Here is a 12,632-nt window from a genome sequence, read left to right as displayed (position 1 = left end):
GGCCTTCTGGGGGGCGGGCTCATGCTCGCCCTTTCGGCGTATGCGGCTCAAGGCGAGGGCGGGCGCCGGCAGGCCGCCACGCCGCTGGGCCTCCTCGACATCCCGGCGTCGCCGCGGCGCGTCGTCGCCATCGATTCCCGCATCAGCCTGGAATCGGCGTTGGCGCTGGAACTGCCGGTCGTCGGCTACAGCCATAGCGGGGCGCGCCCCTGGGTGCCGGTGCCGGCCGAGGTGCCGATGCTGGCGGCGCCGGCGGATCTCGAACAGATCCTCATGCTGGAGCCGGATCTGATCCTCTGCCCGGACACGGCGCCGCATTCCGACTGGTGGCCGCTGGCGCGGCTGACCGCCATCGCCCCGGTGCTGCCGAGCAATCATCACCTCACCTGGCAGGCAAATCTCGCCCGGCTCGCCGGCTGGCTTGCGCTGGCCCCGCTGGCGGAGCGGCGGCTTGCCGCGCATGCGGCGCTGATCGCGGCGATCCGTGGCCGCCATGGCGAGGCGATCGCGGCGACGCGCGTCGCCGCCCTGTATTTCGATCCGCTGAAGCGCCGCGCCATGGTGTGCAGCGCCGGCACCGCCTATGGCCAGCTGATGCCGGCGCAGGTTCTGGCGGAACTTGGCGGCCGGGAGGTCGGTGCCGACCGGCTGGGTCGTTATGGTGACGTCGCGCTGGAAGCCTTCGGCGACGTGTTCGGCGATGTCGATGCCGTGCTGCTGCTCGATTTCGGCGATGGCGGGCCGCAGGCGCTGGCCGGCGAGGCGCTGTGGCAGCGGCTGCCGGCCGTGCGGGACGGGCGGGTGCAGGTCGTCGCCGGCAATTGCACCTTCGGGTCCTTCTACACGGCGGGTTATCTCGCCGACGCTTGGCAGGCGCTCTATGCGCGGGCTGCGGCATGAGGCGCGGGCTTGCCGTCACGCTGTTCTCCGTCGCGCTGCTGCTGCTCGCCCTCGGCGCCGGCCTGCTCGCGGGGGTTAAGGCGCTGCCGCTGCCGGTGCTGCTCGACACGATGCTGGGGCGCGGGGGGGACGAAGCGCGGCTTATCCTTTTGGGGCTGCGCCTGCCGCGGGTGGTGCTTGGCGGTCTCGTCGGCACCGCCCTCGGCATTGCCGGCGGCATCATCCAGGCGGCGACGCGCAACCCGCTCGGCGATCCGGGCCTGCTGGGCATCAATGCCGGCGCCGGCCTTGCCATCGTTGTCGGCCTTGGCCTGTTCGGTGCCTCCGGCATGGGGGCGATGCTGGCGCTCGCCGCCTCGGGTGCCGCGGCGGCGGCGCTCGCCGTGCAGATCCTCGCCGGTGCGGTGCAGGGCGGCAGCGCGCCGCTGCGGCTGACCCTCGCTGGCGTCGCCATCGGCGCGCTGTGCTTCGGGCTGACGCAGGCGGTGGCGCTCGCCGATCCCGAGCGCTTCGATCTGGTGCGCAATTGGCGCGTCGGCTCGCTGGCCGGCGATGCGGGGAGGATCCTGCCGGCGGTCGGCCCGGCGCTGGTCGCCGGCTTCGTCGTGGCCGGATGGCTCGCGCCCCGGCTCAATATCGCCGCGCTCGGCGAGGAGCGGGCGGCTTCGCTCGGCCTGTCCATCGGCACCACGCGTCTGCTGGCGCTTGCCGCCACCGTGCTGCTGGCCGGCGCCGCGACGGCGGCGGCCGGGCCGATCGCCTTTGTCGGCCTTGCGGCGCCGCACGCGGCGCGGCATCTGGTCGGTGCCGACGAACGCCTGCGGCTGTTGAATGCCGGCCTCATCGGCGCCGCCCTCGTCGTGGTTGCGGATGCGCTCGGCCGGGTCGCGGCGGCGCCGGCGGAGATTCCGGTCGGCGTCGTCACCGCTCTGGTGGGGGCGCCGTTCCTGGTCCTGCTCGTGCGGGCCCGGCAGGGGGCAACGCGATGACCGTCCCCGAGGTGGCGCGGTCGCCGCGATGGTTCGTGCTCCGCCTGCCGGCCGAGCGGGTGTCGCTTCGAATCACCCCGAGGGCGGCGCTGTGTTGCCTCGGGCTTGCCGCCGCCTGCCTCGTCCTTGCCGTGATGGCGCTGACGGTGGGGACGGTGCCGGTGACGCCGGCGGACGCGGCACGGGCGCTGCAGGGGCAGGCGAGCGCCGATATCCAGCTGGTGGTGGTCCAGTGGCGGGCGCCGCGCATCGCCGGGGCGCTGCTGGTCGGGGCGGCGCTGGGCATGGCCGGGGCGCTATTCCAGACGCTGCTGCGCAACCCGCTCGGTAGCCCGGATGTTGTCGGCTTCGATGCCGGTGCCTTCGGCGGCGCGCTGCTGGCCATGATCGCCGGCGCCGGTGCCGCGCTCGTCGCCTGTGCCGGATTTGCCGGCGGCCTCGTCGCCGGCGCCCTGGTCTATGGGCTGTCCGGCCCGGCGCATGGCGGCCGGACGCGGCTGATCCTCACCGGCATCGCGGTCGGCGCCTTCTTCACCGCGCTCAACGACTGGGTCGTAATGTCGGCGCGACTCGACACCGCGCTGGCCGCGGCGAGCTGGCGGCTCGGCTCGCTTGCCGGCATCAGCGGCGAGCGGCTGGCCGTGGCGGCTCTGCTGCTGGGATTGCTGCTGCCGCTCGGCCTGTCCTGCGGCCGCGACATGCGCGCCATCGAGCTCGGCGACGACATGGCGGCTTGCCTGGGGGTGCCGATGGCCACGGCGCGGCTGAAGCTGGCGCTGACCGGGTTGGGGCTCACCGCCGTCGCCACTTTTCTCGCCGGGCCGATCGGCTTCGTCGCGCTGATCGCGCCGCAGGCGGCGCGGCGGCTCGCCGGCGGCGCCTCGCTGCCGCTGCTGGCCTCGGCGCTGTTCGGGGCGTTGTTCCTGCTCGGCAGCGACGTGGCGGGGCGCCTTGCCTTTGCGCCGCGCCAGATTCCGGCCGGCGCGCTCACCGCCGGAATCGGCGGGCTCTACTTCGTCGCCTTGCTGTGGAGCCAGCGCGCCGGCGGGAGGCCCGGCTGATGCAGATGCCTGCCCCGGCAATGGAAGTGCGCGCCCTCACGGCGGGCCATGGCGTTCGCCCGGTGCTCGATGGCGTCGACGTGCGGTTTCCCCGCGGCGGCTTCTCGATCATTATCGGCCCCAACGCGTCCGGCAAATCCACCCTGCTGCGCTGCCTCGCCGGGCTGGTCCGGCCGATAGCCGGCGAGGTGCGGATCGACGGGGAGGACCTGGCCGGCCTTGACCGGCGCGCACTCGCCCGGCGGCTCGGGCTGCTGCCGCAACAGACCGAGATTCCCGACGGTATCACCACCGCCGAGCTGGTGGGCCGCGGCCGGCACCCGCATCAGAGCCTGTTGCGCCGATGGTCGCGCGGCGACGAGGCTGCCGTCGCCGCGGCAATGGCGGCAACCCGCACCACCGGGCTGGCGGAGCGGCCGGTGCAGGAACTGTCCGGCGGCCAGCGGCAGCGTGTGTCGATCGCCATGGCCCTGGCGCAGGAGACCGACATATTGCTGCTCGACGAGCCGACGACCTATCTCGACATCGCGCATCAGATCGAGGTGCTCGATCTGTGCGTCGAACTCAATCGCCGCGGCAAGACGCTGATCGCCGCGCTGCACGACCTCAACCTCGCCTGCCGCTATGCCACCCATCTGGTCGCCATGCGGCAGGGCGGGATCGAAGACATGGGGGCGCCGGCGGCGATCGTCACCGAGAGCCTGGTCGAGCGGGTGTTCGGCATTGGCTGCCTGGTGCTGCCCGATCCGACCACGGGACGGCCGATGGTGATCCCGCGCGGAGCCGCCCGCCCGTGATCCGCCGCGGTCAGCTGCGGCGGTCGCGGCGCCAGGCGGCAGGTGTGGCGCCGAGATGCTGCCGGAACATCCGGGTGAAGTGCGCCTGATCGTAGAAGCCGGTGGCGGCGGCCACTTCGGTGAGCGACATGTCGGTGCCGAGCAGCAGGCCCTGCGCCCGCTTCAGCCGCATATCGGTCTGCCACTGATGCGGCGGGATGCCGGTGGTGGCCTTGAAGGCGTGGCTGAAATAGCTGGGCGACAGCCCGACCAGCTCCGCCAGTTCCTCCAGCCGTATCCCCTTCAGACAGTTGGCCTCGATATAATCGGTGACGCGGCGGAGCTGCCAGGGCGCCAGCGCGGGGCGCTTGCGGCCGAGCCGTTGCGTCGAGCGCAGGAAATCGATGAAGAGCGCGGTGGTCAGGCTGTCGCCATACAGCTGATGGAACGCCTGGGGCTCCTGGCATTCGGCGGCGATCAGATTGGCGAAGGTCATCAGCCTTTCGTCGGTGAACATCAGCCGGGGCGCCTCGAAGGGCTGTGGATCAAAATGCTCGACCAGGCGGCGACGCAGCGCCTCCATGTCGAAATGCAGGTCGAGATGGCGCACATAGGTGGTGCGGGAAACCCGCGACCATAGCGGCACACCGGCCGGGATGAAGCTGATCTGGCGCGGGGCGTGGCGCCGCGGCATCGTCCGCCGGTCCGGCGCGAGCAGCATTTCGAACTCGCCGCCGGACTGGTCCAGCAGCACGAAGAGGCGAGGGTGTTCCGAGACATATTCGGCGCGCGCTCCTTCGGCACCCTCCGCCTCCCATAATTCCACCAGCACCCCGTCCCATGAACGGCGATGACCTTCCCCGAGCACGGAAATGCCTTCGTGGCGCGTGGTCATGTTGGGGACGAACGATGCCGTCATGCCTCTCCCCGGTGGTTTAAATCTCCTGGATGTTCCGCCGGGCGGGTCAAGGGCAAATGGAGTGCCAATGCCGCTCCCTATCGGATCGATCAACCAAGAATGTACAAGATTTGACAAAAGCGAACAATCATCCAATGGAAAGGGTTGCTACCAGACGTTTCATGCCGAGATCGAAGATAATCAAATAATTTTCCTTTGAATATTTCCGATCTGGGCACGGGTTGGGCAAATAGTCTGGAATGATTGCAATGTATGGACGTTCCTTCAAGCTGCTGCTTCTGACCAGTGCCATGGCGGTGGTGCTGCCCTCGTGGAACGCGGCGGTCGCTCAGGAGGCGCAGTCTTCCGGCGGCAGCCCGGCGATCGAGCTCGATACGGTGTCGGTCCAGTCCGACCGGCAGACCGGCACCGGCCCGGTCAACGGCTATGTCGCGACCCAGACCACAACCGGCATGAAAACCGACGTTCCGATCACCGAAATTCCGCAATCGGTCTCGGTGATCGGGCGCGACGAGATCGACGACCGCAAGGCGCTGAAGGTCGACGAGGCGCTGCGCTACACCGCCGGCGTGCACTCCTCGCCCTATGGCGGGCCGGATCCGGATACCGACTGGTTCTATATTCGCGGCTTCAATGCCACGCAGACCGGCATCTTCCTCGATAGTCTCTCGCTCTACAGCTACGGCTTCGGCGGCTTCCAGGTCGATCCGTTCATGCTGGAGCGCATCGAGGTGCTGAAGGGGCCAGCTTCCGTGCTCTATGGCGGGTCGAGCCCCGGCGGCCTCGTCAATCTGGTCAGCAAGCGGCCGCGCGAGGAGCGCTTCGGCTATGCCGAGGTGGGTATCAACAATTTCGGCAACGCCTATTTCGCCTTCGATATCAACGAGGTCTATGGCGCCGCCGATCCGCTTGCCCGCAATCCCAATGATCCCGGCCTGGTGACCAAGGCGCCGGCCGCCGCCACCGACCCGGTCTGGATGTACCGCATCACCGGCCGCATCGCCGGCGGCGACACCTATACCGATTATTCCAACGACCTGCGCGGGGTGATCATGCCCCAGGTCACCTATCGGCCGTCGCAGCAGACCGAGGTGACCGTCTACGCGCAGATCGCCGCGCTCGACCAGGTCAATGTCGGCGGCGGCTTCCTGCCCTATTACGGCACGGTGGCCAATGCCCCGTTCGGCAAGATCTCCCGCGACGCCTATTTCGGCGAGCCGGATCTCGATAATAGCCGCTATACCCAGCTAATGGTCGGCTATGAGCTGAAGCACGAATTCGAGAACGACTGGATCTTCAATTCCAGCGCCCGCTACGGCTATCTCAACAAGCGCGAGATCGGCCCTTATCCCTATGGCTATTACGACCCGACGACCGGCTATGGCGGCAATCCCCTGCCGCTGACCTCGAACAACCTGCTCAATCGCATCGGCTTCGAGGGCCATAGCGAGGTCAACAGCTTCGCCACCGACAATCATTTCCGCCGCGAATTCACCACCGGCGCGGTGGCGCACGATTTCATCGTCGGCGTCGACTACACGCTCTACCACCTCGACAATGTCCAGGCCTCGGGCGGCGCGACGCCGATCAGCGCCACCGATCCGGTCTATGGCGTGCCGCAGGGGGCGACCGCAGTCTATATGGACCAGACGCTGACACAGCAGCAGCTCGGCGGCTACCTGCAGGACCAGCTGCGCTTCGGCGATGGCTGGATCGTCACGCTGAACGGCCGCTACGACTATGTGAACACCGAATCGGAGAGCCCGGCGACGCTGGCCTTCTCGCCGAACTACGAGACCAATGACAGTGCCCTCACCGGGCGTGCCGGCCTCGGCTACGAGTTCGCCAATGGCGTCACCCCCTATGTGGCGGTCTCCAGCTTCTTCAATCCGGTGGTGGGCGTCGACGTGACCAATACCGGCTTCAAGCCGGAGGAGGGGTACCAGTACGAGGCCGGCATTAAGTATCAGCCGACCTTCGTCGACGCGCTGATCACCGCCTCGGTGTTCCAGATCACCCGGCAGAACGTCACGGTGCCGGATGTCGACAACATCTTCTTCGACACCCAGCTCGGCGAAGTCCGGTCGACCGGCTTCGAGCTCGAAGCCAAGGCCAATGTCACCAAGAATTTCCGCCTGATCGGCACGTTCACCGTGCTGGACATGGAAATCACCAACGACACCAATGCCGCCATCATCGGCAACGAGCCCATGCTGGTGCCGGACGTGATGGCCTCCGCCTGGGCCGACTACAAGTTCGACCAGGGACCCCTGACCGGGGTGAGCGTCGGCGGCGGCGTGCGCTATATCGGCTCCTCCTGGATCGACGACGAGAACACGTTGCAGGTGCCCTCGGTGACACTGTTCGACGCCGCCATCCGCTATGAGCGCGACAGTTGGGGTGTCGCCCTCAACCTCAACAACATCTTCGACGAGGTCTACGTCTCCGGTTGCCAGGGGCTTTCCAGCTGCGGCTATGGCGACAGCCGGACCCTTACTCTGTCCGCGCATTACAAATGGTGAGAGCCGATCCGATGCCCGCCGCCTCTGCTATCGCATCGCTGTGCACTTGCCGCAGCGGCGTTCGGGCCGGTTTTGCCCGATGAAGGCTGACGGCGGCATCGGCCGTCGCGCTCTGCTCGCCGCGGCGGCGGTCTTGCCCTTCGGCGCAGCGGCGGGGGCGAAAGCCGCCATGCGCGCGGCGACGCTGGACTGGGCGGTGCTGGAGACGTTGCTGGCGCTCGGGCATCCGCCGGTCGCCGCCACCGAGCTGGTGCAGTTCCGCGAGGTCGCGGTCGAGCCGCCGATGCCGGACAGCGTTGCCGATCTCGGCCTGCGCGGCCTGCCGAACCTTGAAACGCTACTTTTTGCCCGGCCCGACATAATCTTCAACTCGAATTTCTACGTCGCGCTGGAGCCGCGCCTGGCCGCCATCGCGCCGGTGGAGAGCTTCACGCTCTACCGGCCCGGCCATTCTCCCTATGACCCCGTCATCGCCATGACGCGCCGTGTCGCCGAGCGCCTTGGCATCGGCGACGCGGCGGATGCGCTGGTCGGGCGGACCGATGCGGGCTTCGCGCAGGCGCGCCGCCGCCTCGAGGGACTGGGGCGGCCGGTGCTGCCGATCAATCTCGGCGATGCCCGCCATTTTCGCGTCTTCGGCTTCGACAGCATGATCGGCGAGACGTTGCAGCGCATCGGTCTCCAGAATGCCTGGGCCGAAGCCACCAGCTATTCGGCGGCGGCGCCGCTGGGGCTGGAAACGCTGGCGCGGCACGGCGAGGCGTGGATCGCCGTCATCGGCCCGGTTCCGCCCGACGCCACGCCAGTCCTGCGGCGCAGTGCGTTCTGGCAGGCGCTGCCAGCGGTCAAGGCCGGTCGGGTGGTCTGGCTGGATCCGATCGACCCGTTCGGAGCGCTGCCCTCGGCCCGCCGCTTCGCCCGCCTGTTGACCGAGGCGCTCGTTGAGGCTCGCGGCCGTGGCTGATCGGCTTTTACGCCGTCGATGGATCGGGTGCGCGCTGGTGGTGGCGTTGGCGCTGCTCGCCACGCTGGCGTCGCGGCCCGTCGTGCCGGGTCTCGACGAGGTGATGCTGTGGCAGGTGGAGCTTCCGCGCGCGACGGTGGCGTTGCTGGCGGGCGCGGCGCTCGGCCTGTCGGGGGCGCTGCTGCAGCGGGTGCTGCGCAATCCCATCGCCGATGCCTCGACGCTCGGCATCGCCTCGGGCGCCCAGCTGGCGCTCACCGTGGCGCTGGCCTATGCCCCGGCGCTGCTTGGCGCCGGCCGCGAGGTGGTGGCGCTCACCGGCGGCACGGCCGCCGCCGCCGTGGTGCTTGCGCTCGGATGGCGGCGCGGCCTCGATCCGGTGACGGTGGTTCTGTCGGGTATGATGATCTCGCTGCTGGCGGGAGCGCTGAGCGCGACGCTGGTGCTGGCCCGGGGCGACTATGTGCTGTCGCTGTTCATCTGGGGTGCCGGCGCGCTCGACCAACAGGACTGGAGCAGCGCCCGCACCCTCGGCATCCGGCTGCTGCTCGGGCTGGCGGCGAGCGCCGTCATCGTGCGGCCGCTCATCCTGCTCGGGCTCGACGATGCCGGGTCGCGCAGCCTCGGCCTGCGGCTGCTCGCCACCCGGCTGGCGGCGACGGCGATCGCGGTGTGGCTGGCCGCCACGGTGACGGCGGAGGTCGGCATCATTGCCTTTGTCGGCCTTGCCGCGCCGGCCTTCGCCGGGTTCATGGGCGCCCGCACCACACGGCAGATCCTCTTTGCCGCCCCGCTTGCCGGGGCGCTGATCCTGTCCTTCACCGACAGTGTCGTGCAGCTCGGCGGATGGCAGGGGCGCGATCTGGCACCGACCGGCGCGGCGACCGCGTTGCTGGGCGGCCCGTTGCTGCTCCTGCTGCTGTCGCGGGTGCCGGCAGGAGGGCCGCATCGGCACCCGGCGGCGGCGTTGGCGCCGCGCCGGCTACGCCGTCCTTGGCTGGGGCTCGGTCTGCTCGGCCTCGGGACGCTGCTCGCCATGGCCGCAACCCTCTGCATCGGCCGCTCAGCCGAAGGCTGGCACGTCGCCACCGGGGGGCCGTTCATGGAATTGCTGCCGCTGCGCTGGCCGCGGCTGGTGGCGGCCGGCAGCGCCGGCATGATGCTGGCGACGGCGGGCCTGATCCTGCAGCGGATGACCGGCAACCCGATGGCGAGCCCCGAAGTGCTCGGGGTCAGTGCCGGCAGCGGCGTCGGCCTGGCGGTTCTGCTGCTGGCCGGCGGGGCGTCGGGACCGTGGCTGCTCGCCGGCATGGTGGCGGGCGCGCTGGCGGTGCTCGGGCTCATGCTGGCCATCACCGCCCGGTCGGGCCTTGGCCCGGAGCGGCTGCTGCTGGCGGGCGTCGCCTGCGGGGCCCTGTGCATGGCGATCCTGTCGGTGGTGCTCTCCAGCGGCGGCATGGCCGCCTATAGTCTGCTGGTCTGGATGTCGGGCTCGACCAACCGCGTCGGGGCCTTCGAGGCGCTGACCGCGCTGGGCGGCACGCTCGTTCTCGTCGTGCCGGCGTGGCTGCTGACCCGCTGGCTCTCGGTGCTGCCGCTCGGGCCGGATGCCAGCCGTAGCGTCGGCATTCCGGTGCGCCGGGCGCGTCTGGCGCTGGCGCTGCTCGCGGCGGCGCTCACCGCCATGGCATCGTTTGCCGTCGGCCCGTTGAGCCTGATCGGGCTGATGGCGCCGCATCTCGCTCGCCTGGCGGGGTTTGCCCGCGCCCGCGAGCAACTGGCGGCGGCGCTGCTGATCGGCGCGCTGTTGCTGATCGTCGCCGACTGGCTGGCGCGGCTGGTGGTTTTTCCCTACCAGATGCCGACCGGCCTGTTCGCCGCGCTGATCGGCGTGCCCTATCTCATCTGGCTGCTGAACCGGACCGGGGAGCGACGTTCCCGCTAGGCCGTCCGTTCCGGTTTTACGCCGTTCGCGACGCCCGGCGGTGCCGGAGAAGCTCAGACCTTGCCGAGATCCTCGTAGCTCGCATGCAGCGCCCAGTCGCCGGGGCTGAAGCGGTCGCGGGCGAAATTGTGCTGGTGCCAGTACGGATAGATATAGGGCGGGCGGCTGACGAGGTTCAGCCGCTCCCGTTCCTCGACGGTCAATTCGAGATCGACGGCGGCGATATTGTCGCGGAAGTGGGCTTCCTCGGTGCCGCCGACCACCAGCGAGGCGATGCCGGGGCGCGACAGGGTCCAGGCGATCGATACCTGCGCCGCCGTCACCCCGCGCGCGGCGGCGATATCGCCCAGCACGTCGACGATGGACCACAGGCGCTCGCTGTCGCGGATCGGCGGCTCGGTCCAGCCGGCGGCCTGGCGCGAATCGGCGGGGAACTTGTCGCGGCCGAAGCGCCCGGACAGCAGGCCGGCGGCGAGCGGGCTCCACACCATCACCCCGACACCCTGGTCGACGGCGATCGGCAGCAGCTCGTACTCCGCTTCGCGAGCTTCCAATGTGTAGTGGATCTGCTGGGTGACGAAGCGCGGCAGGCCTTTCGCCTCGGCGATGCCGAGCGCCTTCATCACGTGCCAGCCGGAATAGTTGGAGCAGCCGATATAGCGGATCTTGCCGGCGCGCATCAAAGCGTCCAGCGCCGAGAGCATTTCGTCGAGCGGCGTCAGCCCGTCCCATTCGTGCAGGAAATAGATATCGATGTGGTCGGTGCGCAGGCGCTTCAGGCTGCGCTCGCACTCGCGGATGAGGTGGTAGCGCGACGCGCCCTCGTCATTCGGCCCGTCGCCGATGCGCATGCGCGCCTTGGACGACAGCAGCACCCGGTCGCGGCGGCCTTCCAGCACTTCGCCGACGATCTCCTCCGAGCGGCCGAGCGAATACATGTTGGCGGTGTCGAGCACGTTGATGCCGCCATCGAGGCAGACATCTACCAGCCGCCGTGCCTCGGCGACGCCGTGGCTGGCGACCTTGGCGAAATCGCCGACCCCGCCGAAGGAGAAGGTGCCCATGCTGAGCGCCGAGACCTTGAGGCCGGAGCGGCCGAGCGTGCGGTACTTCATGAAGGCGTCTCCCAGGGCATGACGGCTTGCTCAGGCGGTTTCGGCAATGCCGCGCCGACGGACCGCCTGCGGCGCCGGACCCGGCTCGCCCGGCCCGCGATCGCTGGCGCGGGTGACGAGGCGGGCGCCGACGAGGATCTTGACCGGCGGCTGCGGTTCGGCGGCATGAATGAGGTCGTCGAGGACGGTGACGGCGAGATTGCCGATCTTGCGCTTCGAGACGTCGATGGTGGTCAGCGCCGGCTCCATGGTGGAGCTGAGCGGCAGATTGTCGAAGCCGATCACCCCGACATCCTCCGGGATGCGGATGCCGAAATCGCGCAGTGCCTTGATGAAGCCATAGGCGATCACGTCATTGGTGCAGAAATAGCCGTCCGCCAGCGCGATGCCTTCGCCCAAGGCCTTCAGCGTGTCGGCATGGGCGCCGTCATAGGTCGATTCCACCGAGATGATATGCGCGGGATCGATGGGCAGGCCGAGCCGGGCCATGTTGCGATGGAACGCTTCCCGCCGCAGGCGGAAATTGGTGGTGTCGACGTGGCTCGCCACGAAGCCGATGCGCTCGAAGCCCTGCTGGCGCAGCCGCGCCAGCACCTGATGCACCGCATCCTCGTTGTTCATGTTGACGAAATTGGCTTCCACCACGTCGTAGAAGGTATCGATGAACACGATGGGCCGGCCGACGCCCTGCAACACCCGGATGTCGGTTTCCGATATCTCGGTGCCGAGCGCGATGACGCCGCTCACCGGCGCCACCGCCAACGTATCAGCGACGGAAATGATGCTCTGGCCCTCGTGGCTCACCACTTCCAGCGTGTAGCCGCGCCGCGTCGCCTCGGCCGACATGCCGTCGATGTAGTCCGAGACGAACACGCTGTGGTCGCGGTTCACCGTATGGCCGTGCTTGGCGATCTTGAGGAAGCGGACGGTGCCGGCCGCCTCGACCCGCGGCCGGGCTAGGCGCGGCACGTAGTTGAGCCGCGCGGCGGCCTCGAGGACGCGGGCGCGGGTGACGCCGGAAATCTCGCCCTTGCCGTTCAGCACGAGCGAGACCGTCGCCGGCGATACGCCCGCCGCGCCGGCAATGTCCCGGATGGTGAAGGACTTCTTCTCTTTCATGGCCCGACGCGTGTCCTCACGGAGCCCATGATGCGCCGGAAGGCGCTTTTTGTTTAGTAAACATTTGGGCTCTCTTTTGAGGGTTAAGCCAAAAGATTCGGGCTGGCAACTGCCCTGCAAGAGCAATGCAACGCCGACAGGCGACGGTGGCGGAATTGCCCGGAATTTGCGCGAAATCTGATGTTAAATCGAGCGGGCGCCCGATCCGGCGGGCGTGCGTTTTGCGGCGGCGTACAAGTCGGCTGGCTGTCCATATGGGTGAGAAGCGCTGTCCTATAAGGGTTTGGTATAATGAATGCCGGGTGCCCGCATGTTATCGCCA

The 12,632-nt window shown here is 69.0% G+C and carries 10 protein-coding genes; 7 read left to right on the top strand and 3 right to left on the bottom strand.

What is annotated here, in order from left to right; genetic code table 11:
* The first annotated feature begins 21 nt into the window (after window positions 1-21).
* Genes KHC24_RS22050 through KHC24_RS22035 form a run of 4 tightly spaced genes read left to right on the top strand, consistent with a single transcriptional unit; the run spans window position 22 to window position 3,747 of the window.
* Entirely contained in the window at window positions 22-900 is an 879-nt protein-coding gene (locus KHC24_RS22050; protein WP_213365843.1) for an ABC transporter substrate-binding protein, read from the top strand.
* Window positions 897-1,889, top strand: a complete 993-nt coding sequence (locus KHC24_RS22045; RefSeq protein ID WP_213365841.1) for a FecCD family ABC transporter permease — start codon at window positions 897-899, stop codon at window positions 1,887-1,889. Before KHC24_RS22050 ends, KHC24_RS22045 begins: the two co-directional genes overlap by 4 nt.
* The gene (locus KHC24_RS22040) at window positions 1,886-2,950 is read left to right on the top strand and encodes a FecCD family ABC transporter permease (RefSeq protein ID WP_213365839.1); all 1,065 of its coding nucleotides are present in this window, start codon (window positions 1,886-1,888) and stop codon (window positions 2,948-2,950) included. The genes KHC24_RS22045 and KHC24_RS22040 overlap by 4 nt, the downstream gene beginning before the upstream one ends.
* A gap of 5 nt (window positions 2,951-2,955) precedes the next feature.
* Window positions 2,956-3,747, top strand: coding sequence for an ABC transporter ATP-binding protein (locus tag KHC24_RS22035; protein WP_213365996.1), 792 nt, complete (start codon window positions 2,956-2,958; stop codon window positions 3,745-3,747).
* Window positions 3,748-3,757: 10 nt separating this feature from the next.
* Here KHC24_RS22035 and KHC24_RS22030 read toward each other — a convergent pair whose 3' ends face one another.
* Entirely contained in the window at window positions 3,758-4,645 is an 888-nt protein-coding gene (locus KHC24_RS22030; RefSeq protein WP_246547441.1) for a helix-turn-helix domain-containing protein, read from the bottom strand.
* A gap of 248 nt (window positions 4,646-4,893) precedes the next feature.
* Between KHC24_RS22030 and KHC24_RS22025 the strand changes: the two genes are divergently transcribed.
* From KHC24_RS22025 to fhuB, 3 genes are all read left to right on the top strand, one after another.
* Complete coding sequence (locus tag KHC24_RS22025) at window positions 4,894-7,167, top strand: TonB-dependent siderophore receptor (protein WP_213365836.1); 2,274 nt, start codon at window positions 4,894-4,896, stop codon at window positions 7,165-7,167.
* 79 nt (window positions 7,168-7,246) lie between these two features.
* Window positions 7,247-8,131, top strand: coding sequence for an iron-siderophore ABC transporter substrate-binding protein (locus tag KHC24_RS22020; RefSeq protein WP_213365832.1), 885 nt, complete (start codon window positions 7,247-7,249; stop codon window positions 8,129-8,131).
* Entirely contained in the window at window positions 8,124-10,076 is a 1,953-nt protein-coding gene (gene fhuB / locus KHC24_RS22015) for a Fe(3+)-hydroxamate ABC transporter permease FhuB (protein ID WP_213365829.1), read from the top strand. Before KHC24_RS22020 ends, fhuB begins: the two co-directional genes overlap by 8 nt.
* Before the next feature lie 53 nt (window positions 10,077-10,129).
* On the opposite strand, the gene KHC24_RS22010 is transcribed toward fhuB, so the two are convergent.
* Window positions 10,130-11,191, bottom strand: a complete 1,062-nt coding sequence (locus KHC24_RS22010; protein WP_213365826.1) for an aldo/keto reductase — start codon at window positions 11,189-11,191, stop codon at window positions 10,130-10,132.
* Between the two features lie 30 nt (window positions 11,192-11,221).
* Complete coding sequence (locus KHC24_RS22005; protein WP_213365824.1) at window positions 11,222-12,310, bottom strand: LacI family DNA-binding transcriptional regulator; 1,089 nt, start codon at window positions 12,308-12,310, stop codon at window positions 11,222-11,224.
* Window positions 12,311-12,632: the final 322 nt, after the last annotated feature.

Origin of the sequence: Ancylobacter defluvii (genome assembly GCF_018390605.1) — a bacterium.
Lineage (GTDB): Bacteria > Pseudomonadota > Alphaproteobacteria > Rhizobiales > Xanthobacteraceae > Ancylobacter > Ancylobacter defluvii.
Note: the sequence above shows the minus strand (reverse complement) of the source record. Positions and strands in the feature narration are given on the sequence as shown.

Bases quoted from the DNA above. Each gene is read 5' to 3' on its own strand.
- KHC24_RS22010 (WP_213365826.1), bottom strand. From the start codon at position 11,191: ATGAAGTACCGCACGCTCGGCCGCTCCGGCCTCAAGGTCTCGGCGCTC.
- KHC24_RS22050 (WP_213365843.1), top strand. From the start codon at position 22: ATGCTCGCCCTTTCGGCGTATGCGGCTCAAGGCGAGGGCGGGCGCCGG.
- KHC24_RS22005 (WP_213365824.1), bottom strand. From the start codon at position 12,310: ATGAAAGAGAAGAAGTCCTTCACCATCCGGGACATTGCCGGCGCGGCG.
- KHC24_RS22035 (WP_213365996.1), top strand. From the start codon at position 2,956: ATGCCTGCCCCGGCAATGGAAGTGCGCGCCCTCACGGCGGGCCATGGC.
- KHC24_RS22040 (WP_213365839.1), top strand. From the start codon at position 1,886: ATGACCGTCCCCGAGGTGGCGCGGTCGCCGCGATGGTTCGTGCTCCGC.
- KHC24_RS22045 (WP_213365841.1), top strand. From the start codon at position 897: ATGAGGCGCGGGCTTGCCGTCACGCTGTTCTCCGTCGCGCTGCTGCTG.
- KHC24_RS22030 (WP_246547441.1), bottom strand. From the start codon at position 4,645: ATGACGGCATCGTTCGTCCCCAACATGACCACGCGCCACGAAGGCATT.
- KHC24_RS22025 (WP_213365836.1), top strand. From the start codon at position 4,894: ATGTATGGACGTTCCTTCAAGCTGCTGCTTCTGACCAGTGCCATGGCG.
- KHC24_RS22020 (WP_213365832.1), top strand. From the start codon at position 7,247: ATGAAGGCTGACGGCGGCATCGGCCGTCGCGCTCTGCTCGCCGCGGCG.